This window comes from Gemmobacter aquatilis (assembly GCF_900110025.1).
GTDB classification, from domain to species: Bacteria; Pseudomonadota; Alphaproteobacteria; order Rhodobacterales; family Rhodobacteraceae; genus Gemmobacter; species Gemmobacter aquatilis.
This window is the reverse complement of the sequence record NZ_FOCE01000003.1, coordinates 55,308-72,768: the sequence shown is the minus strand read 5'-3', so window position 1 is coordinate 72,768 and position 17,461 is coordinate 55,308. Positions and strand designations below refer to the sequence as shown.

General features: G+C 67.5%; 16 protein-coding genes, 1 other RNA gene and 1 riboswitch. Of the genes, 14 read left to right on the top strand and 3 right to left on the bottom strand.

Features of this window, described 5'->3' with window-relative positions; all coding sequences use genetic code 11:
- Nucleotides 1-41: 41 nt before the first annotated feature.
- Nucleotides 42-240, bottom strand: a riboswitch (cobalamin riboswitch).
- 177 nt (nt 241-417) lie between these two features.
- The 8 genes from gatC to BMX43_RS07250 all read left to right on the top strand — a co-directional run bounded on the left by gatC (nt 418) and on the right by BMX43_RS07250 (nt 5,975).
- Nucleotides 418-705, top strand: a complete 288-nt coding sequence (gene gatC, locus BMX43_RS07285) for an Asp-tRNA(Asn)/Glu-tRNA(Gln) amidotransferase subunit GatC (protein WP_091299412.1) — start codon at nt 418-420, stop codon at nt 703-705.
- A complete protein-coding gene (gene gatA / locus BMX43_RS07280; protein WP_091299408.1) occupies nt 702-2,183 on the top strand; it encodes an Asp-tRNA(Asn)/Glu-tRNA(Gln) amidotransferase subunit GatA in 1,482 nt (493 codons plus the stop codon). The genes gatC and gatA overlap by 4 nt, the downstream gene beginning before the upstream one ends.
- Nucleotides 2,184-2,244: 61 nt before the next feature.
- A complete protein-coding gene (locus BMX43_RS07275; RefSeq protein WP_139201544.1) occupies nt 2,245-2,985 on the top strand; it encodes a hypothetical protein in 741 nt (246 codons plus the stop codon).
- Nucleotides 2,986-2,995: 10 nt separating this feature from the next.
- The gene (locus BMX43_RS07270) at nt 2,996-3,670 is read left to right on the top strand and encodes an N-acetylmuramoyl-L-alanine amidase (protein WP_245749407.1); all 675 of its coding nucleotides are present in this window, start codon (nt 2,996-2,998) and stop codon (nt 3,668-3,670) included.
- Between the two features lie 12 nt (nt 3,671-3,682).
- Nucleotides 3,683-4,095, top strand: an RNA gene (gene rnpB / locus BMX43_RS07265) — RNase P RNA component class A.
- An 85-nt stretch (nt 4,096-4,180) separates the two neighbouring features.
- Complete coding sequence (locus BMX43_RS07260) at nt 4,181-4,891, top strand: DUF533 domain-containing protein (RefSeq protein ID WP_091299402.1); 711 nt, start codon at nt 4,181-4,183, stop codon at nt 4,889-4,891.
- A gap of 157 nt (nt 4,892-5,048) precedes the next feature.
- Nucleotides 5,049-5,216, top strand: a complete 168-nt coding sequence (rpmG, locus tag BMX43_RS07255; protein WP_008027883.1) for a 50S ribosomal protein L33 — start codon at nt 5,049-5,051, stop codon at nt 5,214-5,216.
- 66 nt (nt 5,217-5,282) lie between these two features.
- Nucleotides 5,283-5,975, top strand: a complete 693-nt coding sequence (locus tag BMX43_RS07250; protein WP_091299399.1) for a VIT1/CCC1 transporter family protein — start codon at nt 5,283-5,285, stop codon at nt 5,973-5,975.
- A gap of 144 nt (nt 5,976-6,119) precedes the next feature.
- Here the strand turns inward: BMX43_RS07250 and BMX43_RS07245 are convergent, their stop codons facing one another.
- Nucleotides 6,120-6,842, bottom strand: coding sequence for a Bax inhibitor-1/YccA family protein (locus BMX43_RS07245; RefSeq protein WP_091299395.1), 723 nt, complete (start codon nt 6,840-6,842; stop codon nt 6,120-6,122).
- 133 nt (nt 6,843-6,975) lie between these two features.
- Nucleotides 6,976-7,188 carry a DUF1127 domain-containing protein gene (locus BMX43_RS07240; protein ID WP_091299391.1) on the bottom strand — a complete coding sequence of 71 codons (213 nt, stop codon included), beginning with the start codon at nt 7,186-7,188 and terminating at the stop codon, nt 6,976-6,978.
- Between the two features lie 119 nt (nt 7,189-7,307).
- Here BMX43_RS07240 and BMX43_RS07235 point away from each other — a divergent pair, with 119 nt between their 5' ends.
- On the top strand, nt 7,308-8,159 hold the full coding sequence (locus tag BMX43_RS07235; protein WP_091299388.1) for a LysR family transcriptional regulator: 852 nt from the start codon (nt 7,308-7,310) through the stop codon (nt 8,157-8,159).
- 31 nt (nt 8,160-8,190) lie between these two features.
- Here the strand turns inward: BMX43_RS07235 and carB are convergent, their stop codons facing one another.
- Nucleotides 8,191-11,535, bottom strand: coding sequence for a carbamoyl-phosphate synthase large subunit (gene carB / locus BMX43_RS07230; RefSeq protein WP_091299384.1), 3,345 nt, complete (start codon nt 11,533-11,535; stop codon nt 8,191-8,193).
- A 242-nt stretch (nt 11,536-11,777) separates the two neighbouring features.
- Here carB and BMX43_RS07225 point away from each other — a divergent pair, with 242 nt between their 5' ends.
- The 5 genes from BMX43_RS07225 to BMX43_RS07205 all read left to right on the top strand — a co-directional run bounded on the left by BMX43_RS07225 (nt 11,778) and on the right by BMX43_RS07205 (nt 17,457).
- A complete protein-coding gene (locus BMX43_RS07225) occupies nt 11,778-12,914 on the top strand; it encodes an aminodeoxychorismate synthase component I (protein WP_091299380.1) in 1,137 nt (378 codons plus the stop codon).
- On the top strand, nt 12,872-13,492 hold the full coding sequence (locus BMX43_RS07220; protein ID WP_425431786.1) for an aminotransferase class IV family protein: 621 nt from the start codon (nt 12,872-12,874) through the stop codon (nt 13,490-13,492). The genes BMX43_RS07225 and BMX43_RS07220 overlap by 43 nt, the downstream gene beginning before the upstream one ends.
- A 203-nt stretch (nt 13,493-13,695) precedes the next feature.
- Nucleotides 13,696-15,471 (top strand): aspartate--tRNA ligase, encoded by a 1,776-nt coding sequence (gene aspS, locus BMX43_RS07215; protein WP_091299373.1) that lies wholly within the window; start codon nt 13,696-13,698, stop codon nt 15,469-15,471.
- Nucleotides 15,468-15,974, top strand: a complete 507-nt coding sequence (locus tag BMX43_RS07210) for a DUF1993 family protein (protein WP_091299369.1) — start codon at nt 15,468-15,470, stop codon at nt 15,972-15,974. Before aspS ends, BMX43_RS07210 begins: the two co-directional genes overlap by 4 nt.
- 106 nt (nt 15,975-16,080) lie before the next feature.
- Nucleotides 16,081-17,457 (top strand): DUF1800 domain-containing protein, encoded by a 1,377-nt coding sequence (locus tag BMX43_RS07205; RefSeq protein WP_175482048.1) that lies wholly within the window; start codon nt 16,081-16,083, stop codon nt 17,455-17,457.
- Nucleotides 17,458-17,461: the final 4 nt, after the last annotated feature.

The window sequence follows — 17,461 nt, the reverse complement described above, 5'->3', positions numbered from 1 at the left end:
CCGCTGCGGTTGTGCCGCTTCCATGACGCGCCCCGCGCCCGGAAAGGGTGATCCTCCAAGCAGGTCTCCTGGCTCGCGGGTCGTGGCTTCGTCGGCCTTCCCGGGGTTTTCGGCCCTAGTGGCATGATCGACGTCGCTCACCGCTTACAGTTGCGGGGGCAGCCACGGATTGGGCTTGCGCCGTTCCGTGTTCCCTTTCAATCCGGCCCGTGAGCCGGAACTTGGAATTCGGGCAGTTAGGGAAAGGGAGCCCTTGGAGTCAAGCGCGACTTTGCGGCTTGGCGGGGCGGCGGGCGGCGGGGCCACAGCCGGGGGCGGCGGGGTGGGGCGGCGGGTGGCGCAAACTGCCCCCTCTGCCTTGCACGCAAGGCGCGGCCCCGTTAAACGGGGGGCAAATCTTGCAAGGGGGTCCGTCCCATGTCGATCGACGTTGAGACCGCACGCCGGGTGGCGAAGCTCGCCCGTATTCAGGTGGATGAACATGATCTGCCCGCGCTGGCCGGGGAGCTTTCGAACATCCTTGGCTTCATGGAACAGTTGAACGAGGTCGATGTGACGGGCGTCGAGCCGATGACCTCGGTCACGCCGATGCGGCTGAAGCGGCGGGCGGATGTGGTGACGGATGGCAATATTCAGGAACTGGTGCTGAAGAACGCCCCCGATGCCCGCGAGGGGTTCTTTGCCGTGCCGAAGGTGGTGGAATGAGCAACGCGAACGAACTGACCATTGCCGCGGCACGCGACAAGCTGCGCGCGGGCGATCTGAGCGCGGTCGATCTGACCATGGCCTGCCTGACCGCGATGGATGCGGGCGACACGCTGGGCGCCTTTGTCCACAAGACGCCGGAGATCGCGCTGGAACAGGCGCGGGCGGCGGATGCGCGGTTGCAGGCGGGCGGGGCGCCCGATCTGTGCGGCATCCCGCTGGGGATCAAGGATCTGTTCTGCACCAAGGGCGTGCCGTCGCAGGCCGCCTCGAACATCCTGGCCGGGTTCAAGCCGGAATACGAATCCACAGTCACGGCCAAGCTGTTCGATGCGGGCGCGGTGATGCTGGGCAAGCTGAACATGGACGAATTCGCCATGGGTTCGTCCAACGAATCCTCGTGCTATGGCCCGGTGGTGAACCCGTGGCGCAGCGATGACCGCGAGCTTTCGCCGGGTGGATCGTCGGGCGGATCGGCGGCGGCGGTGGCGGGCGATCTGTGTCTGGCGGCGACGGGCACCGATACCGGCGGCTCGATCCGCCAGCCGGCGGCGTTCTGCGGCATCGTCGGCATCAAGCCGACCTATGGCCGGGTCAGCCGCTGGGGCATCATTGCTTATGCCTCGTCGCTGGATCAGGCCGGGCCGATGACCAAATCGGTGCGCGATGCGGCGATCCTGCTGGGCGCGATGGCCGGGCATGACCCGAAGGATTCGACCAGCGCCGATCTGCCGGTGCCGGATTTCGAAGCGGCGCTGACCGGCGATATTCGGGGCAAGAAGATCGGTATTCCGCGCGAATATCGCGTGGCGGGGATGCGGCCGGAGATCCAGAAGATCTGGGACAAGGGCGCCGAGATGCTGCGCGACGCCGGGGCCGAGATCGTCGAGGTTTCGCTGCCGCATACGAAATATGCGCTGCCCGCCTATTATGTGATCGCGCCCGCCGAGGCGTCGAGCAACCTCGCGCGGTATGACGGGGTGCGCTATGGCCACCGCGCCAAGCTGGCGGCGGGCGATGGCATCACCGAGATGTATGAAAAGACCCGCGCCGAAGGCTTTGGCGCCGAAGTGCAGCGCCGGGTGATGATCGGCACCTATGTGCTGTCGGCGGGGTTCTATGACGCCTATTACAACCGCGCGCGCAAGGTGCGGGCGCTGATCAAGCGTGACTTCGAGCAGGCCTTTGCGGCAGGGGTCGATGCGATCCTGACGCCCGCGACGCCGACCCCGGCCTTCGGTCTGGGCGAGATGAGCAGCGCCGATCCGGTGGAGATGTATCTGAACGACGTGTTCACCGTGACGCTGAACCTTGCCGGGTTGCCGGGGGTTTCGGTGCCGGTGGGGCTGGATGCCGACGGGCTGCCGCTGGGGCTGCAACTGATCGGGCGGCCCTGGGAAGAGGGCGAATTGCTCAATCACGCTTATGTTCTTGAACGGGCGGCGGGCTTTGTGGCCAAGCCGCAAAAATGGTGGTAAAACCGCCGCCGAACTGAAATTGCCGGCCCTTTGGGGCCGGTTCTGCTTTGGGATGACCGAGATGCGCCGCTTCCTTTTGCCGATGATGCTGGTTTCGCCGCTGGCCCTTGCCGCCTGTGCCCCTTCGGTGCCCGATTCCGGCGTGGGGTTCGGCAGCTATGACGCGCAGCGCGAAAGCGCGCTGAATGGCGGGGCGCCGGTGGTGGCACCGGGCGCGCAGCCCATCGTGGGCGGCACGGTGACGGCGCAGCCGATCGGGGGGGGCGCCTATCCGGTGCCGACGCCCGCGCAGGGCAGCACGGGCTTTTCGACCGACCGGCTGGGCGCCGCGATTGACCGGGCGAGCGGCGTGGCCCCGGCGGCGGGCGCGACGGGGGCGGTGATCGGTGCGCCGACAGAGACGGCGGTGAATTCTGGGGCGAACAGCTATGCGCCGCTGCCGCTGAGCCCGCTGGGCGCCAATGCGACGGCGGCGGCGACTGTGGCCCCGGCTGTGGCGCCTGCCGCGCCGGTGGCCCCTGCGGCGCCTGTGGTGCCGCCGCAGCGCAATGCCTCGGGGCCGAATCTGGTGCAATATGCGTTGACCACCACCAATGCGGTGGGGGCGCCGGTCTATCAGCGGTCTTCGCTGGGTCTGCGCGACCCGCAGAAGGTCTGCGCCGGGTATGGCTCGCCGGATCAGGCACAGACGGCGTTTCTTGAGGCGGGGGGGCCGGACAAGGACCGCAAGGGGCTGGACCCGGATGGCGACGGCTTTGCCTGCACCTGGGATCCGACGCCGTTCCGCAACGCGGTGAAATGAGGGCCGGGCGGTGCTGCCGTTTGCCGCGCATCCGTCGCCGAATTTCGGGCCGCGCCGTCATGGGCAATTGCCCGATCTGATCGTGCTGCATTACACCGCCATGCCCACCTGCGCCGAGGCGCGGGCGCGGCTGTGCGACGCGCAGGCCGAGGTTTCGGCGCATTACCTGATTTCCGAGACGGGCGCGGTGGAGCCGCTGGTGCCGGAAGAGCTGCGCGCCTGGCATGCGGGCGCGGGGGCCTGGGGGCAGGTGGCGGATGTCAATTCCCGCTCCATCGGGATCGAACTGGCCAATCCCGGGGCACAACCCTTTCCCGAACCGCAGATGGCGGCGCTGGAGGGGCTGCTGGCCGATGTGATGCACCGCTGGGGCATCCCGCCCGAACGGGTGATCGCCCATTCCGACATGGCACCGGCGCGCAAGGGCGACCCCGGGCCGCGCTTTGACTGGCGCAGGCTGGCGCAGGCGGGGCTGGCGGTCTGGCCCGATGCGGCAGAGCCGGGCGATTTTGCCGCCGACCTGCGCGCCTTCGGCTATCCCGATGCGGCGGCGGCGGATCTGCTGGCGGCGTTCCGGCTGCGCTTTCGCCCCTGGGCGCGGGGGCCGTTGTCTGCGGCAGATGCGGCGCTGGCTGCCGATCTGGCGGCGCGCTTTCCGGTTGACGCGCGCAGGGACGCGGCGTAAGCCGCCGCTTGCGCGGATGGCTGGATGACCGCGTGGGGGCAACCCTGCGAGGAAAGTCCGGACTCCATGAAGTAAGGGTGCCGGGTAACGCCCGGCGGGGGTAACCCCAGGGAAAGCGCCACAGAGAAGAGACCGCCATGGCGCAAGCCATGGTAAGGGTGAAACGGTGGAGTAAGAGCCCACCGCGGACCTGGTAACAGGGACGGCACGGCAAGCCCCACCCGGAGCAATGCCGAATAGGGGCCTCGCGTGGAAAGGTCCGACGTTCAGCCGTGAGGCTGTCGGAGACCTCCACATGGGACACTTCAGCCCAAGAGTGCCCGGGTTGGCAGCTAGATCCTGTCGGTAACGGCAGGGGCAGAGGAATGGTCATCCAGAGGGGGCAACTCCTTGGACAAAATCCGGCTTACAGGCCGTCCGCGCAAATTCCTTTGATCCGCCCGCTGTGAAGGGCTTGCTTGCTGGGCGCGGTTTCGCGCTATGCTGGTGCGGCAACAAGGGAGTCGGGACATGAGTTTCATCAAGGCACTCGCCACGCTGGCGGTTGGGTTTGCAGCCGCGCGCGGTGTGGACAAGGTTCGCAAGATGGGCGGCCTTGACGGCGTGAAGGATGCGCTGCGCGGGGCGGGCCAGCCGGGTGGCATGGCTGACCAGATGGGCGCCATGGCCGAGAAGATGGGCATCCCGGGCGGCACCACGGCGCTGCGCGGCATGATGGGCACCTTCGGCACCACGGCAGCGCAGGCCACCGAACAGGCCGAGGCCGGGTTCAGCAGCCTGATGGCGGCGGTGACCGGCGCGGCCTCGACCGGGGCAAAGTCGATGGGCGAGATGGTGGCCTCGATCACCGGGGCGACGCCGGCGGGGCCGCTGGCCGAGGAAAACGCGCGGCTGATGATCCGTGCGATGATTCAGGCGGCCAAGGCCGATGGCGGCATCGACGCCGACGAGCGGGCCGCGATCATGGCGCAACTGGGCGAGGCGACGGACGAGGAGAAAGCCTTTGTCGCCGCCGAGATCGACGCGCCGCTGGACATCATGGGGCTGGCGTCCTCGGTCGGGGAAACGGCGAAGTCGCAGGTCTATTCGGCGGCGCTGATGGCGATTTCGGTCGATACCGAGGCGGAGCGGACCTATCTGAAAGGGCTGGCGCAGGCGTTGCAACTTGATGCGGCCAGCGTGGCGCAGATCCATGTGACGATGGGCAAGCCGCTGGTCTGACAGGCGACGGCAGCAGCGGGCACGGCGCGCGGCGGGGCCAACATTTCTTGGCCCCCCGGCACGTTTCTGGTGTTGACTCTGCCCGTGTCATCCGTAAAAGGCTGGCTTCAAGGATTTCACGGGAAGGTCTTCTTTCCCGGTTGTAGGAGAGACGACTATGGCGAAGCCGGCGACGATCAAGATCCGTCTGAACTCGACGGCGGGCACCGGGCACTTCTATGTGACCAAGAAGAATGCCCGCACGATGACCGAAAAGATGGTTGTGAAGAAATATGACCCCGTCAAGCGGGAGCATGTGGAATACAAGGAAGGCAAGATCAAGTAAGATCTGCCTTGACCTGAGCGATAAAGCCGCGCCCTTTGGGCGCGGTTTTTGCGTTTGGAGCAGGTCATGGAACGGCAGCATCGGGAAGAGCATTATGTGGCCCGCGTGGGCTGGCTGCGCGCGGCGGTTCTGGGGGCGAATGACGGCATCGTCTCGACCGCGTCGTTGATGGTGGGGATGGCGGCGGCCTCGGGGCGGGCCGAGGTGCTGCTGGCCGGGGCGGCGGGTCTGGCGGCCGGGGCGCTGTCGATGGCGGCGGGGGAATATGTTTCCGTCTCGTCGCAGGCGGATACCGAGCGGGCGGATATCACGCGCGAGAAGGCCGAGATCGCGGCAGACCCGGCAGAAGAGGTGCGGGCGCTGGCCGGGATCTATGAGGAGCGCGGCGTACCGGCGGCGCTGGCGCGGCAGGTGGCAGAGGCGCTGCACGCCAAGGACGCGCTGGCGGCCCATGTGCGTGACGAGCTTGGGATTTCGGAGCACAGCGAGGCCAAGCCGCTGGTGGCGGCAGGCGCCTCGGCGCTGACCTTCGCGGTGGGGGCGGCGCTGCCGCTGGCCGCCGGGGCGCTGGCGCCCGAGGCGCAGCTTTCGGTCTGGGTGGCAGGGCTGTCGCTGGTGTTTCTGGCGGTGCTGGGGGCGGTGGGCGCGCAGGCGGGCGGTGCGCCGGTCGGGCGCGGCGTGGCGCGGGTGACGTTCTGGGGCGCGGTGGCGATGGCGGTCACGGCGCTGGTGGGGCAGGTGTTCGGCGCGGTGATCTAGGGCAGGGGGCAGTGGGCAGGGGGGCGCTGCCCCCGGCGCCTGCGGCGCCTCCCCCGGAGTATTTTTGCCAGGATGAAGCGGAACGGGGGGAATGAAAAAAGGCCGGGGTTTCCCCCGGCCTTTCGGTTTCGACCTGCGGCAAGGTTACTCGCGGTTGCCGAGGAACTGCAGCAGGAACATGAACATGTTGATGAAGTCGAGATAGAGGCTGAGCGCGCCCATGATCGCCGATTTCGCCAACCACTCCTGATCGCCACCCGCGGCGTGCTGGATATAGGTGTTCTTGATGTTCTGCGTGTCGAAGGCGGTGAGGCCCGCGAAGATCAGCACACCGATCACCGAGATGGCGAATTGCAGCGCGTCGGAGCCGACGAAGATGTTCACCACCGAGGCGACCACGAGGCCGATCAGGCCCATGATCAGGAAGGTGCCCATGCCGCTGAGATCCTTCTTCGTGGTGTAGCCATAGAGGCTGAGACCGGCGAAGGCGATGGCGGTGGTCAGGAAGGTGGTGGCGATCGAGGCGCCGGTGAAGATGGCGAAGATATAGGCCAGCGACAGGCCCATCGCGGCGGCATAGACGTAGAAGAACAACTGCGCGGCGGGGGCCGACAGGCGGTTGATCAGCGCGCCGAAGGCGAAGACCATGATCAGCGGCGCGAACATCACCAGCCATTTCAGCGGCGTGGTGTAGATCGCGGTCAGCATCGCCTCGTTGGTGCCGACGGCCCAGGCGACGGCGGCGGTGATCAGCATCGCCACGGACATCAGCCCGTAGACCTTGTTCATATGGGCGCGAAGGCCCGCGTCGATCTGCGCCGTGCGGGCGCCGACGCCTGCGGTGCGGATCGTTTGATAGTCAGCCATGTGGTGCCTCCGAGAATGGTCCGTGGCGGGGCCTTGCCGTCCGGCCCCACCTTATGCCGTCAATATCGGGAGGCTTTGCCTGCATTTCAAGACGGTTGTCGCGCAAATCCTGACTCTGGCAGGCGTGTTTGGATCAGCGGCGCCAATGGGCGGGCACGTCCCACAGCGGGCGGTCGGCCTCGGCTTCGGCCTGTTCACGGTCGACGCCGATATCGGCGAGCAGATGGGCATCCAGCGCGCGCAGATCCTGACGCTGGCGGGCGACCGACAGCATGTGCCACAGGCGGGACAGCAGGGGGCGGCGGGCAGCGGCAGCGGCGCGGCGGCGGGCGAGGGAGAGGGACATCGGAGGCTCCTGTTCGTGATGGGTTGGGGTGTTTGCATTTCATCTCTTGATCCAACATGCCGGATTGGGCATGATTAGGGAAATGAATGAATGTGAGATGTTCCATCACGGAGGGTGATATGCCGCGCAATCTGGATCTGACGGCCCTGCGGGCTTTCGTGGCGGTGGCCGATGCGGGCGGGGTGACGCGGGCGGCGGGCCTGCTGAACCTGACACAAAGCGCCGTGTCGATGCAGCTGAAGCGGCTGGAGGACAGTCTGGGCACCGGGCTGTTTCTGCGCGCGGCGCGCAAGCTGAGCCTGACGCCGGAGGGCGAGCAGTTGATGGGGTTTGCGCGCAAGATGCTGGTGTTGAATGACGAGGCGCTGACCCGGCTGGGCGGGGCGGCCTATGAGGGCGAAATCCGGCTGGGCGTGCCGCATGACATCGTTTATCCGGCGATTCCCGGCATTCTGAAGCGACTGGCGGCGCAATATCCGCGCTTGCGGGTCAATCTGGCGTCGTCTTTCACCATCCTGCTGAAAGAGCAGTTTGCGCGCGGCGAGCTGGATGTGATCCTGACCACCGAGGACCGGCCGGGGCCGGGGGGCGAGGAACTGGCGCGGCATGATCTGGTGTGGATCGGTGCGGCAGAGGGCAGCGCCTGGACGCGCCCGCCGTTGCGGCTGGGCTTCAAGGACACCTGCATCTTCCGCCCCACGGCGCAGGCGGCGCTGGATGCGGCGGGCATCCCGTGGGAAATGGCGATTGACGGCGAAAGCGAGCAGGCGGTGGAGGCGGTGGTGGCCGCCGATCTGGCGATCTCGGCCCGGCTGCGCGGCGCCTTTCCGGCGGGGACGGTGGAGATTGCCGAGCCGGACGCGCTGCCCGATCTGGGCGGGTTGTCGGTCTGCCTGTATCAGGCGCCGACGGTGAAGGGCGAGGTGGCCGAAGCGCTGCTGTCAGAGCTGCGGCTGGCTTATGGGGGGTGAGGGGGCGGGGGTGACCCCCGCCCTTTGAGGCTTAGCCCTGCAGCGTCCGCACGCCGTAGCCTTCACCGCGGGCCTTCATGGCGGCGACGGCGGCGATGGAGGCGGCTGCGGTGGTGAAGTAGGGGATCTTGTCCATCAGCGCGACGCGGCGGATGTCGCGGCTGTCGTTGATGGCCTGCGTGCCCTCGGTCGTGTTCATCACCAGCGCGATTTCGTTGTTTTTCAGGCTGTCCACGATGTTCGGGCGGCCTTCATACACCTTGTTCACGGCGGTGGTTTTCACGCCCTGCGCGGCCAGCCAGGCGGCGGTGCCGCGGGTGGCGACGATCTCGAACCCCATGGCGATCAGATCGCGGGCGGCCTGAGCCAGGGCTTCGGATTTGTCGGCATCCTTGATCGACACGAAGACGCGGCCGGATTCGGGCAGCAGCGTGCCCGCGCCCATCTGCGCCTTGAGGAAGGCCAGGGCGAAGGTGCGATCCCAGCCCATCACCTCGCCGGTGGAGCGCATTTCCGGCCCGAGCAGCGGATCGACGCCGGGGAAGCGGGCGAAGGGCAGCACCGCCTCTTTCACGCTGAACCACGGGGTGATCGGGTTGGCCAGCGTGTTCGGATCGGCCAGCGGCAGCACCGAATCGGGGCCGACGCCCGCGTCATAGGGTGCGCGGTCGGCGAAGTTCGACAGCGGTTCGCCCGCCATCAGGCGCGCGGCGATGGAGGCGATGGCGCTGTCGGTGGCCTTGGCGACGAAGGGCACGGTGCGGGAGGCGCGCGGGTTCACCTCCAGCACATAGATCACGCCGTCCTTGATGGCGAATTGCACGTTCATCAACCCGACCACATGCAGCGCGCGGGCCATCAGCACGGTCTGGCGCTTCAACTCCTCGACGATTTCGGCGGACAGCGAATGGGGCGGCAGGCAGCAGGCCGAGTCGCCGGAATGGACGCCGGCCTCTTCGATATGTTCCATGATGCCCGCGACATGGACGGCTTCACCATCGCACAGCGCATCGACATCCACCTCGATCGCGCCGGACAGATAGCTGTCGAGCAGCACCGGGCTGTCGCCCGAGACCTGCACGGCGGTGCGGATATAGCGTTCCAGCTGCGCATCGTCGCGGATGATTTCCATCGCGCGCCCGCCCAGCACGAAAGAAGGGCGGATGACCAGCGGATAGCCGACCTGCGCCGCCACGGCGAAGGCCTCGTCGCGGCTCCGCGCGGTGCCGTTGACCGGCTGCTTCAGGCCGAGATCGTTGAGCAGCTTCTGGAAGCGCTCGCGGTCTTCGGCCAGATCAATGGCGTCGGGCGTGGTGCCGAGGATCGGGATGCCCTCATTGGCCAGCGCCTGTGCCAGTTTCAGCGGGGTCTGGCCGCCGAATTGCACGATCACGCCATGCAGCGTGCCGTTTTCCTGTTCGACGCGCAGGATTTCGAGGACGTGTTCAAGGGTGAGCGGTTCGAAATACAGCCGGTCCGAGGTGTCATAATCGGTGGACACGGTTTCGGGGTTGCAGTTGACCATGATGGTTTCATAGCCCGCCGCCGTCAGCGCATAGCAGGCGTGGCAGCAGCAGTAATCGAACTCGATCCCCTGGCCGATCCGGTTCGGGCCGCCGCCGAGGATGACGACCTTCTTGGCCGCGGAGGGGCGGGATTCGCACTCCACATCGCCCATCGCGGGGGATTCGTAGGTGGAATACATGTAGGGGGTCTGCGCTTCAAATTCGGCGGCGCAGGTGTCGATCCGCTTGAAGACGGCGGTGACACCCAGATTGCGGCGGGCGCGGCGGACCTGGCCTTCGTCGCGGCCCGTCAGCTTGGCCAGACGGGCATCGGTGAAGCCCATCATCTTCAGCGCGCGCAGGTCATCGGCGTTGGTCGGCAGGCCGGATTTGCGGATCTGCGCCTCGGCGTCGATGATTTCGCGGATGCGGGCGAGGAACCACGGGTCAAAGGCGGTGACCTGCTGGATTTCATCATTGGTCAGCCCGTGGCGCATCGCCTGCGCGATCACGCGGATGCGGTCGGGCGTGGTCATGCTGAGCGCCTTGAAGATCGCGGCCTTGTCGGGGGTGCCGGTTTCGGACACGCCGGGGATGGCGATTTCGTCAAAGCCGGTCAGGCCGGTTTCAAGGCTGGCCAGCGCCTTTTGCAGCGATTCGTGGATGGTGCGGCCAATCGCCATGACCTCGCCCACCGATTTCATCGCGGTGGTCAGGTAGGGTTCCGACCCGGGGAATTTTTCAAAGGCGAAGCGCGGGATCTTGGTGACCACATAGTCGATCGAAGGCTCGAAGGACGCGGGGGTGACTTTGGTGATGTCATTGTCCAGCTCGTCCAGCGTGTAGCCGACGGCGAGTTTCGCGGCGATCTTGGCGATGGGGAAGCCGGTGGCCTTGGAGGCCAGCGCCGAGGAGCGTGACACGCGGGGGTTCATCTCGATCACGACCATGCGACCGTCTTTCGGGTTGATCGCCCATTGCACGTTGGAGCCGCCGGTTTCGACCCCGATCTCGCGCAGCACGGCGATGGAGCCGTTGCGCATGATCTGGTATTCCTTGTCGGTCAGCGTCAGGGCCGGGGCCACGGTGATGGAGTCGCCGGTATGCACGCCCATCGGGTCGATATTCTCGATGGCGCAGACGATGATGGCGTTATCCGCTTTGTCGCGGACCACCTCCATCTCGTATTCCTTCCAGCCGAGCAGCGATTCATCGACCAGAACCTGCGCCACGGGGCTGGCTTCCAGACCCGATTTCACGATGGCCTCGTAATCGTCGCGGTTATAGGCCACGCCGCCGCCGGTGCCGCCCAGCGTGAAGGCGGGTCGGATGATGGCCGGCAGGCCGACATATTCCAGCGCGCGCACCGCTTCGGCCACACCCGAGGCGATGTCGAACTTGCCCGAGGCGAGTTTCGGCGCGGCAATGATGGTGGCCTTGGGGTTTTCCAGCCCCAGACGGTCCATCGCTTCGCGGAACAGTTTGCGGTCTTCGGCCATTTCGATGGCGTGGCGGTTGGCGCCGATCAGCTTGACGTTGAACTTCTCGAGGATGCCCATGTCATCCAGCGCCAGCGTGGTGTTCAGCCCGGTCTGGCCGCCCATGGTGGGCAGGATCGCGTCGGGGCGTTCCTTCTCGATGATCTTGGCGACGACTTCGGGGGTGATCGGCTCGATATAGGTGGCATCGGCCAGACCCGGATCGGTCATGATCGTCGCGGGGTTGGAGTTCACGAGGATGACCCGGTAGCCCTCTTCGCGCAGCGCCTTGCAGGCCTGTGCGCCGGAATAATCGAACTCGCAGGCCTGACCGATAACGATGGGGCCCGCGCCGATGATCATGATGGAGGAGATATCGGTTCTTTTCGGCATGACGGACCCCGTGTGTGCGTTCAGACCGCGATCCGTGTGGCGCGCGGTAATCTGGATTCTCTGGTGAAGCGCAAATTGACGGGGGTTATAGTCAGCGCGGGCCGGGGTGCAAGCGCGAATGCGTGGGGGGGCAGGCGCGCCGGGCCGGGATCGGCGGGGAAGCGGGGCATGGCGTCGGTTGCGGACTGGCCGGGGGCGGGGGCGGGTGCTAGATCGCAGGGCAGGAAGACCGGGAGGCTGGCGTGATCCTGCTTGAACATGGCCCCGAGGGGCGCCCCGTGCTGTTTGCCGCCCCGCGCGAGGTGATCGTGGCGGAGGCTGCGGCGGATGTTGCGCCCGCGCTGGCCCGGCTGGATGCGGCGCGGGCGGCGGGGGCTTGGGTTGCGGGCTATCTGAGCTATGAGGCGGGCTATGCGCTGGAGCCGAAGCTGGCGGCGCTGATGCCGGAAGGGCGGGCGCATCCGTTGCTGGCCTTTGGCGTCTATGACGCGCCGCAGGCGGCAGACGCCGTGCTGGCGCAGGCGCGGGCAGAAGCGGCGGGGGTGAGCCTTGCGCCGCTGCGGCCCATGGTGTCGCGCGCGGAATATGACGCGGCTTTTGCGCGGGTGGCCGAGTATATCGCGGCGGGCGATTGCTATCAGATCAACCTGACCTTTCCGATGGAAACGGCGCTGAGCGGATCGGCGCTGGGCCTGTATGGCGCGCTGCGGGCGCGGCAGGCGGTGGGGTTCGGGGCCTGTCTTGACCTTGGGGTGGGGCCGGTGCTGGTGTCGCGCTCGCCCGAGTTGTTCTTCCGCTGCACGGCGGGCGGGCGGATCGAGGCGCGGCCGATGAAGGGCACCGCCCCGCGCGGCGCCGACCCCGAGGAGGACGCGGCGCTGGCGGAAGAGCTGTATCGGTCGGAAAAGGGGCGGGCCGAGAACCTGATGATCGTCGATCTGTTGCGCAACGACATCTCGCGGATTTCCGAGGTGGGATCGGTGCGCGTGCCGGAACTGTTCGCGGTGGAGGCCTTTGCGACGCTGCATCAGATGAGCAGCCGCGTGGTGGGGCAGTTGGTGGAGCCGCCGGCGCTGGCGCGGCTGATGGGGGCGCTGTTCCCCTGCGGATCCATCACCGGGGCGCCGAAGATCCGGGCGATGCAGATCATCCGCGAGGTGGAGCCGCTGCCGCGCGGTGCCTATTGCGGTGCGATCGGCTGGATGGCGCCGGACGGGGCGGCGGCGTTCAATGTGGCGATCCGCACGGTTTCGGTTTGGGGCGCGCGGGCGGTGCTGAATGTAGGCGGCGGGGTGGTTTACGATTCCACCGCCGCGGGCGAATGGGAGGAAGCGCATTGGAAAGCGCGCTATGCGGCGGGGCTGAGCCGGTCCGGCTGATCGAGACGCTGCTGTGGGATGGCGCGGGCTATCCGCGCTTGGCGGGGCATCTGGAGCGGCTGGGGCGATCAGCCGCGCTGCTGGGGTTTGGGTGCGATCCGTGCGTGGTGCGGGCGGCCTTGCCGGTGCCGCAGGGCGCTGCGCGGGTGCGGCTGACGCTGGGCGAGGCAGGCGATGTGGCGGTGACCGTGGCGGCGCTGCCTGCGGCGCGGGCGGTCTGGCGGCTGCGGCTGGCCGAGGCGCGGTTGGATTCGGCCGATCCGTGGTTGCGGGTGAAAAGCACGCGGCGCGCCAGTTATGATGCGGCGCGGGCGGCTTTGCCTGACGGCGTGGAGGAATGGCTGTTCCTGAACGAGCGCGGCGAGGTGTGCGAGGGGACGATCACCAATCTGTTCTTTGATGCCGGGCAGGGGCTGTGCACCCCGCCGCTTTCCTGCGGGTTGCTGCCGGGGGTGTTGCGGGCCGAGCTGATCGCGCAGGGCTGCCGGGAAGCGGTGTTGCGCGGCGAAGATCTGGGCCGGGTGCGGCTGTGGGTCGGCAATGCGCTGCGCGGGCGGATGGCGGCGGTGATCACATAGCGCGCCTGCGGCGCAGGCCTTTCGGCTCTCGGCGCCTGCGCGCCGAGGCGCGGGGGGCTGTCTGCCCCCCGAGGGGCCTGCGGCCCCTTCCCCCCGAGGATATTTCTGAACAGAAAATGAGGGACCGGGTCCGGGGTTGACTTGGATGCGGGCGCGGTGTGTATCGGCGCATCGGAATTCGGAGCCTCGGGAAGGGGAGCGTGATGCACGCCTATCGCAGCCATACTTGTGCGCAACTCAACAAGGATCATGTCGGGCAGGCGGTGCGTCTGTCGGGCTGGGTCCATCGCGTGCGCGATCATGGCGGGGTGCTGTTCATCGACCTGCGCGATCATTACGGCATCACGCAGGTGCTGGCCGACAGTGACAGCCCGGCCTTTGCCGAGATCGAAAAGGTGCGCGCCGAATGGGTGGTGTGCATCGACGGGGTGGTGAAGGGGCGCGACGCGTCGCTGGTGAACCCGAAGCTCGCCACCGGCGAGATCGAGGTCTATGCCAAGGGGCTGACCGTGCTGGGGGCCTCGGAAGAGCTGCCGATGCCGGTGTTCGGCGAGGTGGACTACCCCGAGGAAACCCGGCTGACCTATCGCTTCCTCGACCTGCGGCGCGAGAAGCTGCACAACAACATGATGCTGCGTTCGAATGTGGTGCGCAGCTTGCGCAACCGGATGTGGGATCAGGGGTTCAACGAATTCCAGACGCCGATCATCACCGCCTCGTCGCCCGAAGGCGCGCGCGACTTTCTGGTGCCGTCGCGTCTGCATCCCGGCAAGTTCTATGCGCTGCCGCAGGCGCCGCAGCAGTTCAAGCAGTTGATCATGGTGGCGGGGTTCGACCGCTATTTCCAGATCGCGCCCTGCTTCCGCGATGAAGACCCGCGCGCCGACCGTTCGCCGACCGATTTCTATCAGCTGGACGTGGAGATGAGCTTCGTCGAGCAGGAGGACGTGTTCGCTGCGGTGCAGCCGGTGATTCAGGGGATGTTCGAGGAGTTCGGCAAGGGCAAGACGGTTTACGCCGACTGGCCGCGCATCGCCTATCGGGACAGCCTGCTGTGGTATGGGTCGGACAAGCCGGACCTGCGCAACCCGATCAAGATGCAGATCGTGAGCGAGCATTTCCGGGGTTCGGGCTTTGCAGTGTTTGCGAAGCTCTTGGAGAACGAGGGCACGCAGATCCGCGCCATTCCGGCGCCGACGGGCGGCAGCCGCAAGTTCTGTGACCGGATGAATGCCTTTGCCCAGAAAGAGGGCCTGCCGGGGATGGGGTATATCTTCTGGCGCAAGGGCGAGGATGGCGCGATGGAAGCCGCCGGTCCGCTGGCCAAGAACATCGGGCCGGAGCGGACCGAGGCGATCCGCCTGCAACTGGGGCTGGGCGAGGGCGACGCGGCCTTCTTCCTCGGCGGCAAGCCGGAGGCGTTTGAATCCTTCGCGGGCCGGGCGCGCAACGAGATCGGGCGCGAGCTGGGGCTGACGGAACAGGATTGCTTCCGCTTTGCCTGGATCGTCGATTTCCCGATGTATGAGAAGACCGACGAGGGCAAGATCGACTTCAGCCACAACCCGTTCTCGATGCCGCAGGGCGGGATGGAGGCGCTGATGGGCGATCCGCTGGAGGTTTATGCCTATCAGTATGATCTGGCCTGCAACGGCTATGAGCTGATCTCGGGCGGTATCCGCAACCACAAGCCGGAAATCATGTATCGCGCCTTTGAACTGGCCGGCTATCCGAACAGCGAAGTGGACAAGCGGTTTGGCGGCATGGTCAAGGCGTTCAAATATGGCGCGCCGCCCCACGGTGGTTGCGCCATGGGGATCGACCGGGCGGTGATGCTGCTGGCGGATGAGGCGAATATCCGCGAGGTCATCATGTTCCCGATGAACCAGCGTGCCGAAGATCTGCTGATGGGTGCGCCGTCGGAGCCGATGAACGAACAGCTGCGCGAGCTGCGGCTGCGGGTGGTGCCGAAGGAATGACCCCACCGCTTTACAGCGCGTCGGTTCCGGTGTTCGGGCATTACCTGGACCGGCTCGGCGCGCTGGTGGAGCGGGCGGCGGGGCGCGAGCAGGTGCTGGCGGCCCGTCTGGCGCCCGACATGTTCAGCGCGGCGCAACAGGTGGCGACAGCGGCGGGGTTCGCGCTGCGAGCGGCCTATCCGCTGGCCGGGCGCGATGTGCCGGGCGATGCGGATCACGGGCTGGACCGGATCGGGCTGGGGCGGCGGATCGTGGCGGCGAAGCTGGCGCTGGATGCCTTGCCGCCCGAGGCCTTCGCGGGGGCAGACGGGCGGCGCATCCGGCATCGGGCGGGATTCGCCGAACTGGACCAGAGCGGCGTCGAGTATCTGCATCTGTTCGGGATGCCGAACTTCATCTTTCACACGACGATGGCCTTTGCCGTGCTGCGGGCGCAGGGCATCGAGATCGGCAAGGCCGATTTTGACGGCTTGCATGATTATCCGCACGGCTTTCGCTTCTGATCGCTGAATCCCACGGCCCGGCGGCTTTCTGCCCGTGCCGGGGCCGGGGTCTGTTATCCTGCGGCGGCGGGCCTATCTTCCGGGGGTGCCGCTGCCGGAGATGCCGATGCCCGATCCTGCCGATATTGCCGCCTTCCGCTTCGGCTTTGGCCTGCCGCGCCGCGCGGGACAGGGGGAAACGCCTGCGGCACTGCTGGCGGCGCTGGCCGGGCCGGATGCGGGGCTGCGGCTTTGGCCCGCGCCGGGGCAGGACAGGGTGCAGGCGCTGGCGCGTGCGGCGGACAGGCTGCAGCGCGAGATGCGCAAAAACCCGGGGGACGAAGCCCGGCGGCAGAGCTATCGGCAGGCACTGGCGGCGGTGGCCGCACTGGCGGAACAGCAGATGCTGCTGACGCTGGCCCGCGCGCTGGATGCCCCTGACAGTCTGCGCGAACGGCTGGTCTGGTTCTGGGCCGATCACTTCACCACCGTGGCGCGGCAGCGCACGCAGGCGGCCTTGCCCGGCGCGCTGGTGGACCATGCGCTGCGCCCGCAGGTGGCGGGGCGGTTCGATGCGATGTTGCGGGCGGCGGTGCTGCATCCGGCGATGCTGGTCTATCTGGACCAAAGCGCCTCGGTCGGGCCGAATTCGCAGGCGGCCAAAGGCGCCAAGGGGCGGCGGCCGGGGCTGAACGAGAACCTCGCGCGTGAATTGGTGGAACTGCATACGCTGGGCGTCGGGGCGGGCTATGGGCAGGCGGATGTGCGCCAGATGGCCGAGTTGCTGACCGGGCTGTCGGTGGACAAGGCGGGCGGGCAGGTGTTTCTGCCGGGAAGGGCCGAGCCGGGGGCCGAACATGTGCTGGGCCGGGACTATGGCGGCGAAGGCATGGCGCCGATTCTGGCGGCGCTGGACGATCTGGCGCGGCGGCCCGAAACCGCGCGGCATCTGGCGCGCAAGCTGGCGGTGCATTTCCTTGCCGATACGCCGGATGCGGCGCTGATCGACCGGATGGCGGCGGCCTATCTGGCGCAGGAGACAGAACTTTTGCCGATGTATGAGGTGCTGCTGGCCGATCCGGCGGCGCTGGCGGCACCGATGCGCAAGGCGCGGCGGCCGCAGGAATTTCTGGTGGCGGCGCTGCGCGCGCTGGGCATTGATGGGGCGGCACTGCTGGCGCTGCCCGCGAAAGAGGTGCAGCGGGGGATCCGCCTGCCGCTGGTGGCGATGGCGCAACCTTGGCAGACGCCGCGCGGCCCGGATGGCTGGCCCGAGGCGGCAGAGGACTGGATCACGCCGCAGGGCTTGGCGGCGCGGATCGGCTGGGCGATGGCGGCGCCGTCGCGGCTGCTGCCGGGCGGGCTGCCCGATCCGCGCGCCTTTGCCGACACCGCGCTGGGGTCGCTGGCCGGCGAGACGCTGCGGTTGGCGGTCTCGCGGGCAGAGACGCGGCGGGACGGGGTGGCGCTGGTGCTGGCCGCGCCCGAATTCAACCGGCGCTGAGGAG

Coding starts and splice junctions, on each gene's coding strand:
- gatC (WP_091299412.1), top strand. CDS start 418: ATGTCGATCGACGTTGAGACCGCACGCCGGGTGGCGAAGCTCGCCCGT.
- gatA (WP_091299408.1), top strand. CDS start 702: ATGAGCAACGCGAACGAACTGACCATTGCCGCGGCACGCGACAAGCTG.
- BMX43_RS07275 (WP_139201544.1), top strand. CDS start 2,245: ATGCGCCGCTTCCTTTTGCCGATGATGCTGGTTTCGCCGCTGGCCCTT.
- BMX43_RS07260 (WP_091299402.1), top strand. CDS start 4,181: ATGAGTTTCATCAAGGCACTCGCCACGCTGGCGGTTGGGTTTGCAGCC.
- rpmG (WP_008027883.1), top strand. CDS start 5,049: ATGGCGAAGCCGGCGACGATCAAGATCCGTCTGAACTCGACGGCGGGC.
- BMX43_RS07250 (WP_091299399.1), top strand. CDS start 5,283: ATGGAACGGCAGCATCGGGAAGAGCATTATGTGGCCCGCGTGGGCTGG.
- BMX43_RS07245 (WP_091299395.1), bottom strand. CDS start 6,842: ATGGCTGACTATCAAACGATCCGCACCGCAGGCGTCGGCGCCCGCACG.
- BMX43_RS07240 (WP_091299391.1), bottom strand. CDS start 7,188: ATGTCCCTCTCCCTCGCCCGCCGCCGCGCCGCTGCCGCTGCCCGCCGC.
- BMX43_RS07235 (WP_091299388.1), top strand. CDS start 7,308: ATGCCGCGCAATCTGGATCTGACGGCCCTGCGGGCTTTCGTGGCGGTG.
- carB (WP_091299384.1), bottom strand. CDS start 11,535: ATGCCGAAAAGAACCGATATCTCCTCCATCATGATCATCGGCGCGGGC.
- aspS (WP_091299373.1), top strand. CDS start 13,696: ATGCACGCCTATCGCAGCCATACTTGTGCGCAACTCAACAAGGATCAT.
- BMX43_RS07210 (WP_091299369.1), top strand. CDS start 15,468: ATGACCCCACCGCTTTACAGCGCGTCGGTTCCGGTGTTCGGGCATTAC.
- BMX43_RS07205 (WP_175482048.1), top strand. CDS start 16,081: ATGCCCGATCCTGCCGATATTGCCGCCTTCCGCTTCGGCTTTGGCCTG.